General features: G+C 61.7%; 18 protein-coding genes. 2 read left to right on the forward strand and 16 right to left on the reverse strand.

Annotated features, from left to right (window positions below):
- Positions 1 to 48 precede the first annotated feature (48 nt).
- Genes ACQRBT_RS07975 through ACQRBT_RS07990 form a run of 4 tightly spaced genes read right to left on the reverse strand, consistent with a single transcriptional unit; the run spans position 49 to position 7,446 of the window.
- Positions 49 to 2,244 carry a glycoside hydrolase gene (locus tag ACQRBT_RS07975; RefSeq protein ID WP_104995219.1) on the reverse strand — a complete coding sequence of 732 codons (2,196 nt, stop codon included), beginning with the start codon at positions 2,242 to 2,244 and terminating at the stop codon, positions 49 to 51.
- A gap of 2 nt (positions 2,245 to 2,246) precedes the next feature.
- Positions 2,247 to 5,300: an efflux RND transporter permease subunit gene (locus ACQRBT_RS07980; protein WP_412046540.1), complete on the reverse strand. Its 3,054-nt coding sequence runs from the start codon at positions 5,298 to 5,300 to the stop codon at positions 2,247 to 2,249.
- Positions 5,297 to 6,367, reverse strand: coding sequence for an efflux RND transporter periplasmic adaptor subunit (locus ACQRBT_RS07985; protein WP_412046539.1), 1,071 nt, complete (start codon positions 6,365 to 6,367; stop codon positions 5,297 to 5,299). The genes ACQRBT_RS07980 and ACQRBT_RS07985 overlap by 4 nt, the downstream gene beginning before the upstream one ends.
- On the reverse strand, positions 6,364 to 7,446 hold the full coding sequence (locus tag ACQRBT_RS07990) for an efflux RND transporter periplasmic adaptor subunit (protein WP_412046538.1): 1,083 nt from the start codon (positions 7,444 to 7,446) through the stop codon (positions 6,364 to 6,366). The genes ACQRBT_RS07985 and ACQRBT_RS07990 overlap by 4 nt, the downstream gene beginning before the upstream one ends.
- Positions 7,447 to 7,567: 121 nt before the next feature.
- Here ACQRBT_RS07990 and ACQRBT_RS07995 point away from each other — a divergent pair, with 121 nt between their 5' ends.
- Positions 7,568 to 8,728 (forward strand): AAA family ATPase, encoded by a 1,161-nt coding sequence (locus ACQRBT_RS07995; RefSeq protein ID WP_412046537.1) that lies wholly within the window; start codon positions 7,568 to 7,570, stop codon positions 8,726 to 8,728.
- A 187-nt stretch (positions 8,729 to 8,915) separates the two neighbouring features.
- Here ACQRBT_RS07995 and ACQRBT_RS08000 read toward each other — a convergent pair whose 3' ends face one another.
- The 11 genes from ACQRBT_RS08000 to ACQRBT_RS08050 form a co-directional block, all read right to left on the reverse strand.
- Positions 8,916 to 9,770: a transporter substrate-binding domain-containing protein gene (locus ACQRBT_RS08000; protein ID WP_060755565.1), complete on the reverse strand. Its 855-nt coding sequence runs from the start codon at positions 9,768 to 9,770 to the stop codon at positions 8,916 to 8,918.
- Positions 9,767 to 10,543 (reverse strand): amino acid ABC transporter ATP-binding protein, encoded by a 777-nt coding sequence (locus ACQRBT_RS08005; RefSeq protein ID WP_060755564.1) that lies wholly within the window; start codon positions 10,541 to 10,543, stop codon positions 9,767 to 9,769. Before ACQRBT_RS08005 ends, ACQRBT_RS08000 begins: the two co-directional genes overlap by 4 nt.
- The gene (locus ACQRBT_RS08010) at positions 10,540 to 11,199 is read right to left on the reverse strand and encodes an amino acid ABC transporter permease (protein ID WP_412046536.1); all 660 of its coding nucleotides are present in this window, start codon (positions 11,197 to 11,199) and stop codon (positions 10,540 to 10,542) included. The genes ACQRBT_RS08005 and ACQRBT_RS08010 overlap by 4 nt, the downstream gene beginning before the upstream one ends.
- Complete coding sequence (locus ACQRBT_RS08015) at positions 11,180 to 11,845, reverse strand: amino acid ABC transporter permease (RefSeq protein ID WP_060755562.1); 666 nt, start codon at positions 11,843 to 11,845, stop codon at positions 11,180 to 11,182. Before ACQRBT_RS08015 ends, ACQRBT_RS08010 begins: the two co-directional genes overlap by 20 nt.
- Before the next feature lie 505 nt (positions 11,846 to 12,350).
- Positions 12,351 to 13,133, reverse strand: coding sequence for a MetQ/NlpA family ABC transporter substrate-binding protein (locus ACQRBT_RS08020; protein ID WP_060755561.1), 783 nt, complete (start codon positions 13,131 to 13,133; stop codon positions 12,351 to 12,353).
- A 126-nt stretch (positions 13,134 to 13,259) separates the two neighbouring features.
- Entirely contained in the window at positions 13,260 to 14,183 is a 924-nt protein-coding gene (locus tag ACQRBT_RS08025; RefSeq protein WP_060755560.1) for a sigma 54-interacting transcriptional regulator, read from the reverse strand.
- Positions 14,184 to 14,233: 50 nt separating this feature from the next.
- Positions 14,234 to 14,815 carry an alpha/beta hydrolase gene (locus ACQRBT_RS08030; RefSeq protein WP_060755559.1) on the reverse strand — a complete coding sequence of 194 codons (582 nt, stop codon included), beginning with the start codon at positions 14,813 to 14,815 and terminating at the stop codon, positions 14,234 to 14,236.
- Positions 14,816 to 15,127: 312 nt separating this feature from the next.
- Positions 15,128 to 15,529 (reverse strand): ExbD/TolR family protein, encoded by a 402-nt coding sequence (locus ACQRBT_RS08035; RefSeq protein ID WP_060755558.1) that lies wholly within the window; start codon positions 15,527 to 15,529, stop codon positions 15,128 to 15,130.
- Between the two features lies 1 nt (position 15,530).
- Positions 15,531 to 16,253, reverse strand: a complete 723-nt coding sequence (locus tag ACQRBT_RS08040) for a MotA/TolQ/ExbB proton channel family protein (protein ID WP_090372279.1) — start codon at positions 16,251 to 16,253, stop codon at positions 15,531 to 15,533.
- A gap of 51 nt (positions 16,254 to 16,304) precedes the next feature.
- Positions 16,305 to 17,126 carry an energy transducer TonB gene (locus ACQRBT_RS08045; RefSeq protein WP_060755556.1) on the reverse strand — a complete coding sequence of 274 codons (822 nt, stop codon included), beginning with the start codon at positions 17,124 to 17,126 and terminating at the stop codon, positions 16,305 to 16,307.
- Between the two features lie 239 nt (positions 17,127 to 17,365).
- A complete protein-coding gene (locus ACQRBT_RS08050; protein ID WP_090367555.1) occupies positions 17,366 to 18,217 on the reverse strand; it encodes a LysR family transcriptional regulator in 852 nt (283 codons plus the stop codon).
- A 108-nt stretch (positions 18,218 to 18,325) separates the two neighbouring features.
- On the opposite strand from ACQRBT_RS08050, the gene ACQRBT_RS08055 reads away from it, so the two are divergent.
- A complete protein-coding gene (locus ACQRBT_RS08055; RefSeq protein WP_412046535.1) occupies positions 18,326 to 19,513 on the forward strand; it encodes a CynX/NimT family MFS transporter in 1,188 nt (395 codons plus the stop codon).
- On the opposite strand, the gene ACQRBT_RS08060 is transcribed toward ACQRBT_RS08055, so the two are convergent.
- On the reverse strand, positions 19,484 to 21,799 hold the full coding sequence (locus ACQRBT_RS08060; protein WP_412046534.1) for a TonB-dependent receptor: 2,316 nt from the start codon (positions 21,797 to 21,799) through the stop codon (positions 19,484 to 19,486). The two genes, ACQRBT_RS08055 and ACQRBT_RS08060, sit on opposite strands and share 30 nt — an antisense overlap.
- Positions 21,800 to 21,874 lie beyond the last annotated feature (75 nt).

Consider the following 21,874-nt stretch of genomic DNA (forward strand, 5'->3'; position numbering starts at 1 on the left):
GCTGTGTTCACAAATCTAAATGTGGGAGGGGGCTTGCTCCCGATGGCCTCACAGGCGGCCCTGATCCACTTGATACACCACCGGTTTTTCGCCCGCCACCAGCGCCGTCACACTGCGCCCCGCATACCCGTCCTTTTCCTCGGCGGCAAAGTTGGCCACCAACCGTGTCCCATCCGCAAAGGTGGTCTGCTGCACCTGCCGGTCCGCCGTCAGCCAACGGAAATCCGTCAGGGCCTGAGTCGCCAGGCGCTGATGCAATGGCCGAAAAAACCGATCCTGACGCACCATCACCGGCAACCGCTGTTTAACCGTCGAGGCGCTCAGGTGATACAGCGGCGGCACGTTGTAGAGCAGTTGGGTGAGCTCGTTCTCAGCCCTGACATTGCTCAGTTTCAGGCTGTCGAACAGCCAGTGATGGGTGGTGATCACCGAGCCGTGGAATACCGCCTGATACAACGGCAGGCGCATGGTCGGCGCGAAATATACGGTGCGCAACGGCTCGTTGAGCGGCACTGGTTTAAAGAACACCGTCGGTTCTTCCGGTGGATACCAGTTGCCCACGTAATAGGGCGACTGTTTGTCCTGGGTCATCTGGCGGTCCCCCCAACCGATCACCGGCGTCTGCATGCCATGGGCGAACAGGATCCCCTGTGCGGTAATGGCATTGCCGTCTTCGGAGCCGGCAGGCAGTTTGAGCACCGTGTTGAGCCAGCGCGAGGCGTCGATATTGCCTTCGGCATTTTGCGCCTGGGTCATCGTGGCGCCATCGCGGTAGCTGTCGAAGACCATGCTGGTGGCATAGGCGTCGAGGAACCAGGCATTGAACCCGGCCTTGGCCTGGATGGCCTTCACTCGGGCTTCCAGCAAAGGCCGTACGCAGCGCGGGTCGGTGTAATGGCCGGATTGCTGGAAGCCGGTTTTCAGTTTGCCGCTTTTCAACACAATCGCGCAGTCGCGGTAGGCCTTGTTGCCCAAATGGGCGGTGGTCCAGTCCGGGTTTTCCGTGGCTGACAAGGCGGTTTCATAGGAGTCGTACGGCGCCATCAGGTAACCGGCGTCGACGCCGGCACGCATCGTTTCAGGATGCCAGAGCCCGCCTTCCCAGCCTTCGCCGAGGGTCAGCAACAAGCGTTGCAGCCCGGCGTCGCGCAGCGCCCGGACCGTCTGGTTGCCCCAGGTTTCAGGGTGGTCGCGCAAGGCGCCGGCAAACGCCACGGCCAGCTCGTTGCGCAGCTCGCCATAGCGGGCGGAGAGTCGGGTCATATCGGGTGCATCCACCTGCCAGCTCTGCCGGGCCTTTCTGTTGATTGCCGCATTGAGGCCGCGCAACAGCACGGTTTGCTCATAGCGACTCAATGCCGTGGCTTGCGCCAGCACCTGGGTGGACTCCTTGTCCAACAGACCCTTGAGCTCATGAGCGCGCAGGCGCTTGAGCAACAGCGGCCAGTCGCGCACATCCTGCGCGGCCAGCAGGTCATTGCCCCACAGGTAGACATGGCTGGCGCCCAGCAGCTTTTGCGCCTCGGGCGTGTGCCGCAGTTTGTCCGCCAACGGCTCATAGCGCCCCTGCTCCACCAGCCATTGGCGGTAGCGCTTGGCACCGGCCAGGGGGTCGGCGTCGCCCAGGTGCAATAACAGGGTCATCGGTGCCGAGGGCTCGAGCGCAGTGAATTCATGGGCCAGGGACAATGCCATGCCCTGCTGCCATTGCAGGCGGTTGTTATAGGGGTTGGTCAGCAGCCAGTTCAAGGTGAAGCCGCCCTGATCCGTGCCCCACAGCGGCAAGCTCAAGTCCTGGGTGGTATTGATCTCACCCTGTTGCAGCAGAAAAGCGCTCCATACGGGATCGGCGGCGGGTACGTAGTGCCCTTCAGCCAATGGCCATATCAAGCCCTTGCCGAGGGCACTGGACGGTTGTTGAAGGATCGGCAAGAGACCGGCGTCACGTGCCCGGATGGACAGCGCCAGGTCGCGTTGTTCGAGCGTGACGCTCACCTGAAAGGCGCCCGCATCCCACTGCCAACTGGCTTGCTGGCCATTGTGTGAAAGTTGACTGACGGCGTGGGCGGCCACGCCACGGGAGGCCTGCACCGGCGGCTGGCCGCTGGGTGTGACGCGGATGGCCAGGGTGGCCGGGTCGAGTTCGACCCGCCACAGGGAATTTTCCAATACCGTGCCGGCAAAGGCGACGGGTGCCAGCAACAGGGTGCACATCAACAGCACGTGGCGCAGGGCATGACTCATGTTCAGTTCTGTTCTGGTTTGGGCTCCCGGATCTTGTACCAAGCCACATACAGCGCAGGCAAAAACAAAAGTGTTAACAATGTTGCGATGATGATCCCGCCGATCATCGCGTAGGCCATCGGCCCCCAGAACACTTCACGCGCAATCGGGATCATGCCCAGGCTCGCCGCCGCCGCCGTGAGCAAGATCGGCCGGCGCCGATGTTCGGTGGCTTCCACCACCGCATCCCACGGCGTATAGCCCGCCAGTTCATATTCGTCGATCTGGGTCACCAGAATCACCGAGTTGCGGATGATGATGCCGATCAGCGCCAGAATCCCCAGGATTGCCACGAACCCCATGGGCGTACCCGTAGGAATCAACGCCAGCACCACGCCGATCAACCCCAGCGGCGCGACACTGGCCACCAGGAACATCTTCTGCACGCTGTGCAGCTGGATCATCAGGAAAGTCGCCATCAGGAACAGCATCAGCGGCACCACCTTGGCGATCGGGCCTTGGGCCTTGCCGCTTTCTTCCACGGTGCCGCCTGTGGCGACCTTGTAGCCCACCGGCAACCCGGCACTGAATTTCTCGATGGTCGGCGCCAGCTGTTTGACCAGGTCGGTGGGTTGTATCTCATCGCGCACCGAAGCCTTGACGGTAATGGTCGGTTTGCGGTCGCGGCGCCACACCAGCGGCTGCTCCAGCTCATAGCGCACGGTGGCGAACGCCAGCAGCGGAATCGAGGTGCCATTGGGGGTGACGATCTGCAGGTTCTGTAGGGTTTCCGGCGTGCCACGCTCGGCATCTTCGGCGCGGCCGACCACGTTGATCAGGTAGATATCATCGTGCACCTGGGTCACCGAGGCTCCGCTGACCACGCTGTTCATCAACTGCGCCACGTCTTCCGACGGCAGCCCGAGTTGCCGCGCCTTGTCCTGGGCGATGTCCACGCGCAACACTTTGCCCGGCTCGTTCCAGTCGTAGATGATCTCGCCCAGGTGGCTGTTCTGGTCGAGCAAAGTGGCCAGTTCGATAGCGTGCTTGCGCACCTGGTCGGTGTCTTTGCCGGACACGCGATACTGAATCGGCCGCCCTACCGGCGGGCCCATTTCCAGCGGCTGCACATAGCTGCCGATGCCGACGAAGTCATCGCGCAGACGCTTTTGCAGGCGCGCAATCAAGGCGCCACGCTCTTCCAGGCCTTTGCTCACGATCACCAACTGCGCGTAGTAGGGGTTTTCCAGTTGCTGGTCGAGGGGCAGGTAGAAACGAATCGCGCCCTGGCCGATATAGGTGCTCCAGCGTTGGATGTCCGGGTCATCCTTGATGATCGCTTCAAGGCGGTCGACGGCCTTGCGGGTCTCATTGATCGAGGCGTTCTGCGGCAGGTTGAGGTCGACGAGAATTTCCGGGCGGTCCGACGACGGAAAGAACTGGTTCTGCACAAACTGCATCGAGAACACCGACGCCACGAACAGCGCCACCGTGATACCGATCGCCCACCAGCGGTTGCGCATGGCCCACAACATGCCGCCATTGAAAGCGCGGCCGATCCGTCCTGGCTCGGCATTGTGCGGCTTCACGTTGGCACTGAGGATATGCACACCGATCACCGGCGCAAACAGCACCGCCACCACCCACGAGACCAGCATGGCCACGGCAATTACCGCGAACAGGGTAAAGGTGTACTCGCCCGCCGAACTGGCGTTGAGGCCAATCGGCACGAAGCCTGCGACGGTCACCAGCGTGCCCGTGAGCATCGGGAACGCGGTGGAGGTGTAGGCGTAGGTGGCCGCCTGCTCCTTGGTTTCACCTTTTTCCAGACGCGTGATCATCATTTCCACGGTGATCATCGCATCGTCCACCAACAGGCCGAGCGCGATGATCAAGGCACCCAGCGACACCCGTTGCATGGTGATACCGCTGTATTCCATGAACACGAACACCAACGCCAGCACCAACGGGATCGAGCACGCCACCACCAGCCCGGCGCGCATGCCGAGGCTGATAAAGCTCACCACCAGGACGATGACCACCGCCTCGAACAGTGCACTGGTGAAACCGCCCACGGCCTCCTCCACCACTTCGGCCTGATCGGAGACCTTATGCACGCCGACGCCCACCGGCAGGTCCGCAGTCAGCTCATCCATGCGTTCATGCAACGCCTTGCCGAAGGACTGGATGTTGCCACCCTTCTGCATGGCAATCGCCAAGCCGATGGCCGGCTTGCCATTGAACCGGAACATCGGCCGCGCCGGGTCGACGTAGCCACGGCTGATGTCGGCGATGTCCGCCAGGCGATAGAAGCGGTCATTGAGCCGCAGGTTGACGTTGGCCAGATCTTTTTCCGAGGCGAACTGCCCCGAGGTGCGCACGGAAATCCGCTCCGGCCCGGCCTCGATCACCCCGGCAGGCGTCACCGCGTTCTGTGATTGCAGGCTTTGCACCACTTGGCGTTGGTCGATACCCAGCGCCGCGAGTTTGCGCGTGGAGAAGTTCAGGTAGATCACTTCGTCCTGCTGGCCGATCATCTCGACCTTGCCCAGGCCCGGCACCGAACGAATCTCGGCACGCACCTGTTCGACGTAGTCGCGCAACTGGCGCATCGACAGGCCGTCGCCGGTAAAGGCATACACCGAACCGAACACATCGCCGAACTCATCGTTGAACGATGGGCCTTGCAACCCCTGGGGGAAGGTGCCGCGAATGTCGTCGATCTTCTTGCGCACCTGATACCAGATCTCGGGGATGGCGTTGGCGCTGGTAGTGTCCTTGAGGAACACGAACACCGTGGATTCACCCGGGCGCGTGTAGCTTTTCACATAGTCGAGGGAATCGAGTTCTTCGAGCTTCTTCTCAATGCGGTCGGTGACCTGCTTGAGCGTTTCTTCCTGGGTCGCCCCCGGCCAACGGGTCTGGATCACCATGGTCTTGATGGTGAACGAGGGGTCTTCCTCGCGGCCCAGGTTCATGTACGAGAACACGCCCATCAGCAGTGCGACGAACATCAGGTACCAGACGAAGGACTGATGCTTGAGGGCCCAGTCGGATAAGTTGAAGCTCCCTTTCATCGCGGGCTGTCCTCATCGATTTTGACTTTCTGCCCGGGTTTCAGGCTGTTCACGCCAGCGGTGACAATGCGTTCGCCGGGTGTGACCCCGCCATTGAGCAAGGCGCTGTCGGCGTCACGGCTGAGCACCGTGACGTCACGCGGCTGCACCGTCTGGCTCTGGGTATCGAGCAGCCAGAGGCGGGTCTTGCCGTCGACCTCCTGCAAGGCACTCAGCGGCACTTCGATACGCGGCGCAATGGCGGTGCTCAAGGTCACGCTGACTGCCGTACCGAGGCGAAACGCGGGCGGGGTCTCGGCCAATGTCAGGCGCGCACGCCGGGTGCGCGTGGCGCTTTGGGCCTGAGGTTCGATCTCACGCACAGTGGCGGTGGTCTGTACGCTAGGGTCAAGCTGCCCGGCAACCACGAACACCCCATCGGCGGGCAGCCGCTCGGCAAGGCCGGCAGGCAGATCGATCACGGCTTCCTTGATATCCGGGCGGGCCAGGGTCACCACCTGCTGGCCGGCACTCACCACCTGGCCGGCTTCGGCATTCCAGGCGGTGACAATACCGGCATGATCGGTGCGCAGCTCAGCATAGTTGAGCTGGTCCTTGGCCTGGTTGACCGACGCGCGCGCCTGGTCGAGGGACGCCTGGGTGGTTTTCAGGTCGGTCTGGGCCGCGTCGAGCTGGGCCTGGGCGCCCACCCCACGGTTGAACAACTCTTGCTGGCGACGTGCGTTGGCCTGCGCGTTGATGAACTGCGCCTGCACCCGAGCCAGGTCACCCTGGGCCGCACGCAGTTGGTTTTGTTGATCGGTGGGGTCGAGCACGGCAAGCAGAGCGCCCTGCTCCACCTCGGCGCCCACATCCACCGCACGCCGTGCGATACGCCCGGGCACACGGAACCCCAGGTTGCTCTCATAACGAGCCTGGATGGTGCCGGCAAAGCGGCCGAGGTTTTCCTGGTCCTCGGCCTTCACTTGCATGGACAGCACCGGGCGTACAGGCTCGGGCGGCGCCTCTTCCTTGGAGCAAGCCGCCAGCAACAGGCTGGCGGCGAGTAATGCCGTCAGGCGCTTCATGGCTGGGCTCCTTGCTGGGCGATCTCGACCAGCATGCCGGGATGCAGCAATTGCCCACCGGCTACCACGACTTTTTCGCCGCCTTTGAGGCCGTCGCCGATGATCACTTTGCCGGTGAGGTAACGCGCCACGCTGACTTTGTGCAGTTGCGCCTTGCCGTCAGCGTCGATCAGCCAAACAGCAGGCTCGTTGAGGTCTTTGGTCAACGCCGACCACGGCAGTTCGACGCTGGCCTTGGCCGGGCCATTGGCGGTGGCGCTCACCACCGAACCCAACTCCATGCCCTTGGGCAGGCTCTGCAGGGCAATCTTGACCTGGACGGTGCCGGTATTCGCGGCCACGGCCGGGGTCACTTCACGCACCTTGCCCACGGCCTTGATGCTGGGATTATCCAACAGGCTGACGGTGATCGGAGCCTCCGGCGGCGGTTCCACCAGCAGGGATTCGTAAACGTTGAACACGGCGTCGCGCTCGCCGTCCCGGGCCAGGCTGAAGATCGGTACGGTGGCCTGTACCACTTGGCCGACTTCGGCCTGGCGCGCGGTGATCACGCCAGGGGCGTCAGCGACCAACGCGGTGTAGCCGAGTTGTTCGCGGGCATTGGCCAATTGAGCCTGGGCCGCGGTCAGCGCGCTTTGGCTGCTGCGCAGCGCGGCCTGGGCGGCGTCGTATTCACTGCGGCTGGTATAGCCCTTGGGCAGCAGCTTTTCCTGACGCACAAAGGCGGCGGCCGTCTGCTTGACCCGGGCCTGCTCCGCCACGACCTGGGCCTGGGCGGAGTCGACGTTGGTCTGCAAGTCTTTGGGGTCGAGCTTGGCCAGCACTTGCCTGGCGCTCACGCGGTCACCCACATCCACCATCCGCTGGATGATCTTGCCCCCCACGCGAAAGGACAGGTCGGTTTGCACCCGGGCCTGGATATCGCCGGTGAGCGTGACGGCTGCGGCAAAATCCGCCGGCTGCACGGTCTGCACGAAGACCCTGGAATGTTGCTTGGGTTCGGCCTTTTCCTCGCCACAGCCGCTCAATAGCGTCAGTAGGCCCAAGCCGATGATACAGGTGGAAATACGACCGCCCATGCAGGCTCCTTTTGCGTGATGCCGACTTGCCAGAGTGTATGCGACTGTGAGCTTAGTTGAGGGTTCCTTATCTGCATGGAGGCTCCCATACTCCAATGGTTCCCCTACCGGTTACTGACCCATGCTGAAAACCCTCGCCGTCGCCAATTACCGTTCGATCAATAAATTGGTGGTGCCCCTGGACCGGCTCAACCTGATCACCGGCCCCAATGGCAGCGGCAAGTCCAACCTGTACCGCGCCCTGCGCCTGCTGGCGGAAACCGCCCAGGGCGGGGTGATCAACGCACTGGCCCGCGAGGGCGGGTTGGACTCGACGTTCTGGGCCGGGCCGGAAAACATCAGCCGGCGCATGCGCAAAGGCGAGGTACCGATTGAATCCACCGTGCGCCAAGGCGTGAAACGCTTGCGCCTGGGCTTTGCCGGGGAGGACTTCAGTTACGCCATCTCACTGGGGCTGCCTGAGCCGACAACGTCGTTATTTTCCCTCGACCCGCAGGTCAAGAAGGAATGCATCTGGGCCGGCCCTATCTATCGCCCAGCCAGCCTGCTGGTGCAGCGTTCCGGCCCCATGGTGCGGGCGCGTGACGGCCGCTCCTGGGACGTACTGGCCCAACATACACCCAACTACCACAGCCTGTTCGATCAGGTCGGCAGCCTGCGTGGCTCGCCGGAGGTGCTGTTGCTGCGCGAAAGCATTCGTGGCTGGCGCTTCTATGATCACTTTCGCAGCGACGTGGACGCCCCCGTGCGCCAACCGCAATTAGGCACCCGCACGCCCGTGCTGCACCACGATGGTCGGGACTTGGCGGCGGCCTTGCAGACCATCCGCGAAATTGGCGACCCCGAGGCGTTGCAGCGTGCTGTCAGCGATGCCTTCCCCGGTGCACGCTTGAATATCCAGCCGTTGCAGGGCGGGCGCTTTGCCATCGAGTTTTATCAGGAAGGGTTGCTGCGGCCGTTGTCGGCGGCGGAGCTGTCGGACGGGACCTTGCGTTACCTGCTGCTGATCGCGGCGCTGCTGACGCCACGGCCGCCGACCATGATGGTGCTCAACGAACCGGAAACCAGCCTGCACCCGGATTTGTTGCCGGCGTTGGCCCGCTTGATCATCCAGGCGTCCCGGCAGTGTCAGGTGTGGGTGGTATCCCATGCCAGCCGCTTGATTGCAGCGTTGCAGCAGGATGAGGGGTGCAACTCGATTGTGCTGGAGAAGGTGTTGGGGGAAACCCAGATCGTCGGGCAGGGGATGCTGGATGCGCCGGCCTGGCATTGGCCGGAGTAGGTATACCCCCTGTAGGAGCGAGCTTGTCGTGGCGAGGGAGCTTGCTCCCGCTGGGCTGCGAAGCGGCCCCAAACCGTGCGATCGATATGTGTCAGATACACTTCGTCAACCGGTCTGGGAGTGCTTCGCACTCCAGCGGGAGCAAGCTCCCTCGCCACACAAGCTCGCTCCTACAGGGGTAAGGCTATCAGCCCTGCCACTTCCCGCCTTCGACAATCACGCTCTCAGGCGAGGTGTCATCGCTCAGTTCCTTACGCACATACTGGTCATACAGCTTGAGCAAAAACTTCTCTTCGCCCAGCTTTGCCAACTCGGCATTCACCCAATCGCGCAGTTCGGTATTGCCCTTCTTCACCGCCGGTGCAATCGGCGCTTCGTCACCGAGTTTTTCTTGCAGCACACGATAGCCAGGGTTCTGCTTGGCCCAACTGAACAACACCAGATTGTCCTGGGCATACGCATCGCCCCGGCCGGCCGACAGCGCTTGCAGCGACTCGGAGTTTTTCTCGAACTTGAGCAGTTTCCAGTCCGGATGGTTCTTGGTCAGCCAGATATCGGCGGTGGTGCCGGTGGTCACGATGGTGGTGCGGGTCGCCAGGTCATCCAGGCTCTTCACCGCGCTGTCATTGGGCACCAGGGCTTGTACCGCGACTTTGAGGTTGGGGTTGGTGAAATCCACGGCTTCCTTGCGTTCCGGGGTGACGGTCATGTTGGCGAGGATCAGGTCGACCTTGTCGCTTTGCAGGAACGGAATACGGCTGGCCGGCTCGACGGCAACGAACTCGACTTTGTTCTCATCGCCCAGCAGGTCCTTGGCAAATTGACGGCCGATGTCGGTATCGAAGCCGACGTAGCGACCCGCCTCATTCACAAAGCCGAACGGCGGCTTGTCGGTAAATACGCCAACAATCAGCTTGTCGCGCGCTTTGATTTTGTCGATGTAGCTCGCGGCGGCGGCCGCAGGTTTGGCAGGCTCTTCGGCCTTTTTATCGCAGCCGGCCAGCAACGCGACGGCAAACAGTGGCAGCAGTAACTTTTTCATATCAGCTCCAGTTCCTTGGTCTTTTTGGGCAGTGTTGAAACAAAGGAGAACTTCTCCAGGAACTGCTGCGCGCGTGCGGTTTGCGGGTTCGTAAAGAATTCTTCGGGGGTGTTGTGTTCGAGGATGCGACCGGCCTCCATGAACACCACGCGGTCGGCGACGGCGCGGGCGAAGGCCATTTCGTGGGTGACGATCAGCAAAGTCATGCCATCGCGGGCCAGGTCCTGGATCACCTCCAGCACTTCCTTGACCATTTCCGGGTCGAGGGCTGCGGTGACCTCATCAAAGAGCATGACCTGAGGGTTCATGCACAACGAACGCACGATGGCGATGCGTTGCTGCTGGCCGCCGGAGAGCTGGCGCGGGAAGGCATCCCGCTTGTCGGCAAGGCCCACGCGTTGCAGTAGTTTTTCCGCCTGCTCGCGAGCTTCACGGGGGTCGCGTTTTTGTACTTTCAATGGGCCGAGCAGGATGTTGTCGAGCACGCTCATATGCGGGAACAGGTGGTAGCTCTGGAACACCATGCCGATGTCCTGGCGTACCTGGCGCCAGTCCGTGGATTTATCCAACAGCTCTCTGCCGGCAAAACGCAGGCTGCCGCTATGCGCAACTTCCAGCCCGTTGAGGCAGCGCAGCAAGGTGCTCTTGCCGCAGCCGCTGGGGCCGAGGATCACCACCACTTCGCTGCTTTGCACGCAGAGGTCGATGCCCTTGAGCACCTGCGCCTCGCCAAAGTATTTGTTGAAACCCTGGAACTCGATCAATGCGCTCATGCTTGGGCCCAGCGCCGTTCCAGCCGCTTGGAGGCGGCCGACAACGGGTAGCAGATAAAGAAGAAAAACAGGAACAGCACGCCGTAGATCAATACCGACTCATAGGTGCGTTCAATGATTTGCTGGCCGACCTTGATCACATCCACGACACCAATCAGCACGGCCAGGGAACTGGTCTTGATGATCCGCGTGTAGACGTTGATGGTCGGCGGCGTCATGCGCTTGAGGGCCTGGGGCAGCAGCACGTAGCCGTACAGTTGGGGCGTGGACAGGCCAATCGACAAGCCCGCTTCGCGCTGGCCCTGGGGCAACGAATGCAACGCGCCGCGCACCACTTCGCCCACTTCACTGGCGCCCCACAGCGACAGCACCAACACCGCACACCAGAAGCTCGGAATGCTCAGGCCAAAGAAAATCGGCAGGCCGAAAAACAGCAGGTACAGCCACACCAGCACCGGAATCGCCCGGAACAGCTCCAGGTAGACCCGCAGCACCCGGTTGAGCGCCCGGTTGTTCAGCATGCGCAACACGCCATACACCACGCCGCCGACGGTGCTGAAGGCGATGCTCAACAAAGATATCGACAGGGTTTGCGCAGCGCCCTTGCCCAGTTGCGGCAACGACACCCACAACAACTCAAGACCCGAACTGGCCATGCTGGAGCCTCCTTTCCAGGCGGCTGAGCAGCAACGACAGCGGTAAGAACAGCAACACGCAAATCAGCGTCAGCACGGCAAGCATTTCGTAGGTCTTGTAGTAGAGCGCGATGTAGCTCTTGGTCGTGTAGAGAATCTCCGGCACCGCCACGGCGGACACCACCGTGGTCTCCTTGAGCAGGAAAATGAAATTGGCGAACAACGCCGGCAGGCTGAGAATGCCGGCCTGAGGCAGGATCACATGGCGCAACAGCTGCCAGTCGGACAGGCCGATGGACTTGCCCGACTCGATCTGCGCCAGTGGCACCGCTTCTACACCGGCGCGCAGCACTTCAGTGAGGTAGGCGCCGCCGAGGAACGTCATGGTGATGATCGCTGCCCAGAACCCGGAGATATTGAAACCCAGGGCCGGCAAGGCGAAGTACACGAAGAACAGTTGGATCAGCAGCGGCGTGTTACGCGCCAGCTCCACATAGAGCGCCACCAGGCGCGACAAATACGGCGTGCGAAACACCAGCAGCGCTGCGTTGACCAGCGCCACCAGCAGTGAGGTGGCGATGGCGATCAGGCCCACTTGCAGCGTCACCCCAACGGCGCGGAGAAACGCCGGCAAGGTGCTGAGGATAAATGCGAAATCGAAGGTCATCGTGAGTCCGTGACGCCGCAGGGTAAGGCGGCGAGTGCAATCCATATCGACGTGGGTAACGTCGGGTAGCACGAACTTTAAAGGTATAAAAAATAAAATTTAAATACCAAAATAGCATATTGATATCACCCAAAAAGATAACCCTCGAACTCGCGGGTTTGGCCAGCGGCAACTATGGTTTTGGGGTCGAAAGATTCGAGGGATCGAACAATGAATGAAGCGAAACCGATGGATCCGCAGGAGCTGGTGAAGTGGTTGGTGGCGTTGCGCCGCGCGATCAACAGCCGCGCTATCTAAAACACTGAAGAGTCACAGTGAGAGGCAGAAACAAATTGTGGGAGGGGGCTTGCTCCCGATAGCGGTGAATCAGCCAATAAATCTGGTGACTGACACACTGCTATCGGGAGCAAGCCCCCTCCCACAGTGACAGCGTTAAGCCTTAACTGACTGGCATTAAGGCTTGCCCCCTCCCACAATTCAAACCTTGAAGGGGCTCTGGCTTACATCAGAACGCAGGCACGACCGCGCCGTTGTACTTCTTCTCGATGAAGGCTTTGACTTCAGGGCTGGTCAGGGCCTTGGACAGTTTCTGGATAGCATCGCTGTCCTTGTTGTCCGGGCGAGCCACCAGGAAGTTCACATATGGCGACTTGGCGTCTTCGATGATCAGCGCGTCCTTGGCTGGGTTCAGGCCAGCTTCCAGGGCGTAGTTGGTGTTGATCAGGTCCAGGTCAACCTGATCCAGCACGCGTGGCAACAGCGCCGATTCCAGTTCTTTGAATTTCAGGTGCTTGGGGTTGCTGGCGATGTCTTTCGGCGTGGCCAGGGCGTTGCTTGGGTCTTTCAGGGTGATCACACCGGCCTTCTGCAGCAGCAACAGGGCACGGCCGCTGTTGGAGCCTTCGTTTGGAATGGCAACGGTGGCGCCATCTTTGAGCTCGGAAATGTTCTTGATCTTCTTCGAGTAGCCGCCGAAAGGTTCGACGTGCACACCGACCACGGTGACCAGGTTGGTGCCCTTGCCCTTGTTGAAGTTTTCCAGGTACGGCAGGGTCTGGAAGTAGTTGGCGTCCAGACGCTTCTCGGCCACCTGCACGTTTGGCTGCACGTAGTCGGTGAAGACTTTGATGTCCAGGTCCACACCTTCCTTGGCCAGGGTCGGCTTGACCAGCTCAAGGATCTCGGCGTGCGGGATCGGGGTCGCGGCGACCACCAGCTTCTCGTTGGCCTGGGCCAGGCTTGCAGTCAGGGCAGCCGCCAGTGCGGTAAACAACAGAACCTTTTTCATGCAGTGTCCTTATCGAAATTCCGGGGCGTCTCTGACGACCGTTTTTATGTGGTGTGCCAGCGAAGTGCTATCGCGGCGTGGAAGGGACAATACCTAGATTTTTTATTCCCGAACAATATCTTTTATTCACGTTGATATTCCATTTTGTTCATGTAGCCATTTGCGCAAGGTTTCCTGCTCCGCCGGCGTGGCAGTGCTGAACAGGCGCTGCACCTGTTCCAGCGGTGAGCCGGCCACCGGCAGGTTCAAATGCTCGGGCAAAATCTCATCGCCACTGCTGACCAGCAGCGCAAAATGGATCACGTTTTCCAGTTCACGCGTATTGCCCGGCCAACTGTGGCGCTCCAGCACACGCTGGGCGGCGTCGCTGATCAGCGGCACCGGAAGGTCCAGGCGCTGACTGTAGATGCCGAGGAAATATTCGGCCAGGGACAGGATATCGCCGACGCGTTCGCGCAAGGCCGGCAGCTCGAGTTGGCCCTCGCTCAGGTAGTGGAACAGGCGCTCATGGAACTTGCCGGCCGCCACCGCCTGGGCCAGGTCGATGCTCGTCGCGGCCACCAGGCGCACATCCACCGGGCTTGGCTGATGGGCGCCGACGCGGGTGACTTCATGGTTTTCCAGGGCGGCGAGTAGTTTCACCTGGATCGGCAGGGGCAAGTCACCGATTTCGTCCAGGTACAACGTGCCGCCATTGGCCGAGCCAAACCACCCAGCGCGGCTACTGGCCGCGCCACTGTGGCTGCCGGCGGCGTATCCGAACAACTCGGCATCGGCATAGGTGGGGCTGATCGCACCGCAATTGACTGACACGAACAGCCCGGTGCGGTCACTGCCACGGTGGATCTGCCGCGCCAGCAGCTCTTTACCCGTACCGGTCTCGCCGCGAATCAACACGGGCAAGGCCAGCGGCGCGAGGTTTTCTAGGTCTTCGCGCAGTTGCCGCGAACGCGGGTCGACAAACACCAACGCCTTGGCACGGATGCTCAGCGGGCTTTTTTCCGAATCGGGGAAGGTCAGCAGTGGCTGGCCGTAGGTTTCATGACTCATGGCAGGCTCCCGCCCCCAATCCGCTCAAGGGACGGGGCGTTGAAAAAATATCAGGCAGTGCGCCGGGCGTGATGTTCGAGACGGCTTTGCAAGCGATAAAGGTAGGCGAAACCCTGCTCCCATCGCTGGTGGCCGGACTTCACATTGATATGACCGGCCCCTGACAAAATGCCGGCTTCGGCGCCCCAATGGCGCGCAAGCTCCAAGGCTCTCGCAGCGCTGACGGCGCTGTCGTTGTCGGAGCTGACCACTTGGCTGGGAAACGGCAGCAAGTCGGTGGGGATGGGTGCAAAGTTGCGTAGGGCGGGGGCACAGGCCGGGCGCTCGACATCAGCCGGAGCCACGAGCAAGGCGCCGCGCACCTGACGCAAAAACGCCAGCGGTGCTGTGGCCGCCCAATGCGCGACCGTGATGCAGCCCAGGCTGTGGGCGATGAGAATCACCGGCGTACTGTCGGCGGCAATCGCCTCGGCCAGCGCAGCCACCCAGTCTTCGCGACGGGGAGTCAGCCAATCGGCCTGTTCCACGCGCGTACTGTTGGGCAGGCTGTTCTGCCAATGGCTCTGCCAATGATCTTCTGGCGATCCTTGCCAGCCCGGCACGATCAGGTAACGAATCAACTCGCTGTGCATGGGTGTGCCCTCCTGCAGCGTCTAACGTTGCTGAGCAGTATAAGGACAGGGTTTATATTCGTTAAGGAATAAGAAGCTATTTATTAATAACCAAAATCACATAACCACTCAATATCAAAAGTGGGAGGGGGCTTGCTCCCGATAGCGATCTGTCAGCCACCAATTTATTGGCTGAACCACTGCCATCGGGAGCAAGCCCCCTCCCACCCTGACCGTTTTCCAAACTGAGATTTTGGTGATGTGTGAATTTCAGGCAAAAAAAAGGCCGCACCCTGCCAAGGAAACGGCCAAAAAATCGTCGAGGCTTTGCAACTAACGAGCGGTTATCACCGACAGCTTGGTAATCCCCGCGCGCTCGATAGACGCCATGGCTCGCGCCACTTCGCCGTAGTTCACACCATCATCAGCCTGCAGTTGCACCCGCACATCGGGGTCCTTGGCCTTGGCCGCCTGCAAGTTGAACTCCAGCAGGTCCGGCTGGATTTCGTCCTTGTTGATAAACAGTTTGCCGGCACCGTCGATGCTCACCACCAGCGGATCTTTTTGCTCCACCGGCGCCACGGCCTGGGTCTTGGGCAGGTTGATCGGAATCGCGTTGGTCAACAGCGGCGCAGTGACGATAAACACCACCAGCAGCACCAGCATCACGTCCACCAACGGTGTGACGTTGATCTCGCTCAGCACCTCATCGCTGTCTTGCGTGGAGAAGGCCATCTCAGGACGCCTCCTTCACTTTCTGCGGGTTGCCGGCCGCGCTCTTGGTCAGCGAGGGGTGGAGCAGCACGCGGAAGGAATGCTTCTGCGCCAGGCTGTAGAAGTCGTGGGCAAAATCATCCAGATCGGCCGCCGTCAGCTTCAGGCGGCGCAGGAAATAGTTGTAGACCAACACCGCCGGCACGGCCACGGCAATCCCCACACCCGTAGCGACCAGCGCCGCACCAATCGGGCCAGCCACGGTTTCCAGGCTGGCGGAGCCGGCAGCGCTGATGCCCTTGAGCGCCTCCATGATCCCCCACACAGTGCCGAACAGACCGATGAACGGCGAGGTGCTGCCGATGCTGGCGACCACGGCCAGGCCGGTTTCCAGTGAGCGACGCTCACGCACGATCTGCTGGCGCAGGGCACGTTCGAGGCGGTCCTGATGGTTGATGGCCTGGCTCAAATCCGCTGCATGGGCAGAATCACCCACCTGGATCGCCGCATAACCGGCCTGGGCTACCCGGGCCGCCGCGCCCGGCTGGGTTTCAGCCAGCTCCGCGGCGGAATCGAGACTGGAGGCCGCCCAGAACCGCTGATGGAACTTGCGGTCCTGAGCCTTGAGGCGACCGAATTGCACGCCCTTCAACAACGCCAGCCCCCAGGTGGCGACCGAAAAGGCCACCAACAGCCAGATCACCGCGCTTTCGATGGATTCAAGTGGAGATGCCAATGCCATGATGTTTTCCCTCTTTACAGGTCGCGGCGTGCAAAACACACCGCAGCGCGATAGTTAGTGAATCTTGAAATCGATCGGTACGCTGACCCAGCCGTCCTGGGCGACATCGCCCTGCTTGGCCGGTACAAAACTCCAGCGCTTTACAGCAGCCAGCGCGGCATCATCGAGTTGCTGGCGACCGCTGCTTTTCTGCACCTGGATCTCCCCCGGCTTGCCGCTGGCCAAGACGTGTACCCGCAGCAGTACCGTGCCTTCCCAACCACGACGCTGGGCCAATGACGGGTATTCGGGCGCCGGGTTCTTCAAGTAAGCGGCGTTGGCCGAAGCCGGTGTAACCGGTGCAGGCGCTGCGACGGGCGCTGCCGGAGCGGGCGGCGCAGGCACAGGTGGCGCGGGCGGCTGCTCGACCGCCTTCGGGGCCGGCTCAGGTTTCGGCTTGGGCTTGGGCTGCGGCTTGGGCACAGGTTTCGGGATTGGCTTTGGCGGCGCAGGCTTGGCTGCCAACTCATCCACCACCGGTGGCGGCGGCTCAACCACGGGCGGCGGTGGAGGCGGCGGCACAGGCGGTGGCGGCTCGACCACCGGCGGTGCCGGCTGGGAAAACTCGATGGTCATCGGTGGTATTTCCGGCGGCACAATCGGCAGCACCGGCGTGGGTTTCTGGCTCACCCAGTAAATCAACGCGCCATGCAAGGCCAACACCAGCAGCCCCAGCACAAATCCTTCGCGGCGACTCGAGAAACGCTTCGGCGTCTTCTGCAGCCGCAGTTGCCCCAAGGGCGCACGGTGCGGTCGGCCAAGGTCGACCAACTCACCACCCGGCCCCTGGCGCCACTGCGCCTCATGTGCACTGGCGGCGGTCTGGACATTGCCCATTGATTCACTCCCTACGGTTTTCGTACAAAAAACCGACAGGCCAGCCAAAGTGGCCGTCGAGGGCTGAATCATCGGGGTTAGACGCTTATCTCTTAAAGTAATCTTTAAAGTTATACATATACCTAAACCGAATAAAAGAAATATCCTGAATCATCAAACCCCCGCCCACTGCGGCTTTGAGCGAAGACGTTATTTTTCAATGCTTTTCAGGCATACAAAATATTCAGAAAAGGTATGGCTCAGCCTGGGCTGTTTGCACACAAATCGAGCAATTGACGCTGCAGTGTCTGCCCTGGCGCCCCCAAGCCACTACGGCCGTATACCGCCAGTCGCACACCCTGCACCGTCGGCAAACCACTCTCTTCGCCGAGTACCACATGCCCAGGTTGCAGCACGCGTCGCGGCAACAGGCTGATCCCCAACCCCGCCGACACTGCCGAACACACGCTGGCCAAACTGGCGCTGGAATAGCCAATACGCCAGCGCCAGCCCCCCACTTCCAGGTGATGCAACATTTCGTTGCGGTATAACCCACCCACCGGAAACGCCACCAGCGGCAGCGGGTCGCGCCCCAGGCACGGGGTGCTGCGGCTGTCGACCCAGCACAACGGTTCCGGCCAGGAAGCCAGGCAGTCATCGCTGTGGCCCATCTGCTTGACCAGCAGCACGTCAAACTCACCGCTGCGGTACTGGCGCTGCAATTCGGGACCGAGGCCGCTGGTGACCTCCAGCCTCACTCGGGGATGGCTCACCACAAAGGCCGAGAGCAATGGCATCAGGCGCTCGGCGGCAAAATCCTCCGGTACACCAAGGCGCAGCACACCGTCGTTTTGCTGGTTGACCAACACATCGGCGGCTTCTTCATGCAGCGCGAGGATGCGCCGTGCATAGGCCAGCAACCGTTCACCTTCAGCAGTAGCGACCACCCGGCGCTGGTCGCGGTCGAGCAACTGGCACGCGACCGCGTCTTCCAGGCGCCGGATCTGCTGGCTCACGGTGGATTGGGTCAGGTGCAGGCGCTCGGCGGCGCGGGTGAAATTGGCGCAATCCACCACGGTCACAAAGCTGCGCAATAACACGGGATCGAACATGGGCATCACCATTTCATTTACCACTGGTTGGCATGGTTATATTTAATTTCAGAATACCTGCGACGCTCGCCATACTCACGCCTCGTCGATTGAGCGTAAGGGCACTGCATGACCCGCCAAACATCCCTCGCCGGCTGGGGCCTGCTGGTCGTGCTGGGCCTGAACCTGCGGCCGATCCTCAGCTCCATCAGCCCGTTGCTCGCGGACATTCGCCAGGCTACCGGCTTGAGCTTCCAGAGCAGCGCCCTGCTCACCAGCCTGCCGGTGATTTGCATGGGCCTGGTGGCACTGGTGGGTGTGCGTCTGGAGGCCCGCCTGGGTGAACGACGCGGCATCGCCCTGGGCCTGATAATGATCCTGCTGGCCTGCCTGGCACGCTGGTTGATGGGCCAGGCTTCGGCACTGCTGGCCACGGCGTTGCTGGGCGGTGCCGGCGTGGCGCTGATCCAGGCGTTGGTGCCGGCGATGATCAAGCGCGAATTCCACCACCGCGTGCCGGTGGCGATGGGCGTGTATTCGGCGTCATTGATGGCCGGTGGCGGGCTGGCGGCCCTGCTGAGCCCGGTAGTCGCCACGCATTTTCAGCAATGGCAGGCGGGCCTTGGAGTCTGGCTGCTGCCCGCAATCGCTGCACTGTTGTTGTGGGGGGTTGTACCGCTGGGTGCGGCGAGAAGCGCAACCGTGATCCCCACCTTCAAGGGCCTGCGCAATCGTCGGGCGTGGCTGCTGGCCGTGTATTTCGGCCTGGTCAATTGCGGTTACATGAGCATGGTGGCGTGGCTGCCTGCGTACTATCAGCAACTGGGCTGGGGCGTACTGCCCAGCGGTTCGCTGCTGGCCTTCATGACCCTCTTCCAAGTGAGCGCCGCGCTGCTGATGCCGGTGCTGGCCCAGCGCGGCATCGACCGACGCCCCCTGCTCGGCATCAGTCTGCTGGCGCAGACCGTGGGCTACCTCGGCCTGTTGATGGCACCGCAGCAGTTCCCCCATGTGTGGGTGGCGCTGATCGGCTTCGGCCTGGGCGCCTGCTTCGCCTTGAGTTTGCTGCTGACCCTCGACCACCACCGCGACCCACGCCAGGCCGGGCAACTGGCGGCCTTCGTGCAAGGCGTGGGCTTTTTGATCAACGCCATTTCGCCATGGCTGACGGGCTGGCTACGTGAACTCACCGGCACTTTTGTCAGCGCCTGGTGGGTACTGGCCGTTACCGTGGTGGCGATGCTGGTGGTGACGCGGGTGTTCAGCCCGGCCACCTATCGCAGCGGCTCAGAAGTCGTAGCGCCCAGTCACGCCTAGGGTACGAGGCGTCCCCAGCAAGCCTTCATAGCCGCCGTTACCGCCTGTCCACAACGTGGTGTAGTAGGTTTTATCGAAGGCATTTTTCAGCCACAACGACACGTCCCACTGCCCCTGCTGGTAGTTGCCGCGCAGGCCGGTAGACAGGTTGACCACGGCATAGGCGGGAATCTGTCCGTAATCGGAGTCTTCCACGGTGCCCACCGCTTTGGAGCGGAACGCATAGCTGGCGGTCACGTAGGGCTCGAAGCCGTTATCCAGGTTCCATTTGTATTCGCCATTGGCGTTGGCGATCCACTTGGACGCGCCGACCACTTGATGCCCCGTGAGGTCGCACGACGCCGGCGCACCGGGGCGCAAGCTGACTTCCGGCGGGCATGGCGCATCCTTGTAAGACAGGTAGCTCACATCATTGAACGAGCCGTTGAGGTTCAGCGTCAGGCCCCTGACCGGCACCAGGGTGCTTTCCACTTCAACGCCACGTGAGCGCACGGAACCGGCATTGGTCAGGTACTGCACGCGGTTGTCCTGGTCGTAGGCGTTGGTCTGGTAGCCGTTGACCTGGGTCCAGAACAGGTTGGCGTTAAGCTGCAGGCGGCGATCCCACAGCGTGCTCTTGAAGCCCAACTCGGCGTTGTTGGCACGCTCGGTGCCGATCAGCAAGGAGTCGGCCCCGGCGGTCGGCGCGGAACCGACGGCCAAATTGACCCCACCGGATTTTTCGCCATGGGACAGCGTCGCGTAACCCAACAGGTTTTCATTGAAGTGATAGGTGAGGTTGAGCAGCCCCGAGGGCGTGGCGCTGTACTGATTAAGGTCGCCCGAGTCATACACTCCCGTGCGCCCGCGTCGCGCCGTGGCAGCGGCGCCGGCCACCGCAGCACCACCCAGCGGCGCATTACGCGTGACCCAGGCGCTTTTCTCTTCATAGGTGCCGCGTAGACCGGCGGTGAAATCCAGACGCTCCGTCAGGTGCCAGGTGCCTTGGGCAAACAACGCAAAACTGTCGGTGCGGATATGCCCGTTGCCGACACTGCTGACATTGTTCAACGCACCGGCAGGTGTGCCGTTCCAGATATCGGCCTTGGGCCCGTAGTAGGCGAAGGACTTGTTATCCAGATCGGAGCCGAAGTAATACGCACCCAGCACGTAGTCGAAGAAGCCGCCCGTGGGCGAGGCCAGCCGGAACTCCTGGGACCACTGTTTATCTTCCACCGATACGCCGGCGTTGTACGACGCGGGCACGTTGAGTCCGTCATCGTTGCGCGGGGTGAAATTCCACCAGCGATAGGCACTGACCGACGTCAGCGTGAAGTCACTCGGCAACGTCCAGTTGGCCTCCAGCGATGTACCGCCCTGGAACACCGTGACATGCTGGTCGCTGTCCAGGTTGACCTTGCGATGCGTGCCGTCCACCAGCGTTGCCCCCGCTGCAGCGGCCCGCGACTCATACAGGTTGGTGCCATTGATGGTCGGCCCGGTGCTGTACAGCACACGGGTGCCGGCGCTGGAGTCTTCCTCGTTGTAATCGCCAATCCAACGCAGGTTGAACGTCTCGCTGGGCTTGTACAGCAGTTGCCCGCGAAAGCCCTGGCGTGAACCGCCATTGAGGTCGTGGCCGTCGTATTGGTTCTTGATGTCACCGTCGCTGCGCGTGCGGTAAGCCGAGAAACGCCCCGCCAAGTCATCGCTGAGCGGGCCGGAAATCGTGCCCTTGGTCTGGAAGTAACCGTCCTCGCCCAACGACGTCTCGATACTGCGCTCGGGGGTGAAACTCGGTGCGCGGGTGCTGATGTTGATCACCCCCGCCGTGGTGTTCTTGCCGAACAGTGTGCCTTGCGGGCCGCGTAATACTTCAAGCTGCTCGATGTCCATCAAGTCGAACACCGCCATGCCCGGCCGCCCAAGGTACACGTCGTCGATATACAGCCCCACGCTGCCTTCCAGGCCGTCGCTGGCCGGGTTGTTGCCCAGCCCGCGGATCGACACGCTGGACTGGCGTGCATGCATATAGGCGACATTGACGCTGGGCACCAGTTGCTGCAGATCCTGGATCCGATACACCCGCTGACTTTCCAGGGCCTGGCCACCGATCACGCTCATCGGCGTCGGCACATCCTGGGCGCTTTCGGTACGCCGCCTGGCGGTGACCGTGACGGTCTCCAGTTGGCCGCTGGCGTTCTCGCCCTTGCTTGCCGGCGCGGGTACTTCGGCGGCCTGGCTTGGTGACCAACTGCTGCTACCGGCCACTAATACGGCCATGGGCAAGGACTTCAACAGACTCATAAGCGGCTCCCCAAGCGGAAATATCCAACAACGCATATTCCCTAAAGTTATTTATTTATGGTTTAACGGACATTT

Source organism: Pseudomonas sp. R19M (assembly GCF_050312585.1).
In the GTDB taxonomy this organism is placed as follows: domain Bacteria; phylum Pseudomonadota; class Gammaproteobacteria; order Pseudomonadales; family Pseudomonadaceae; genus Aquipseudomonas; species Aquipseudomonas palleroniana.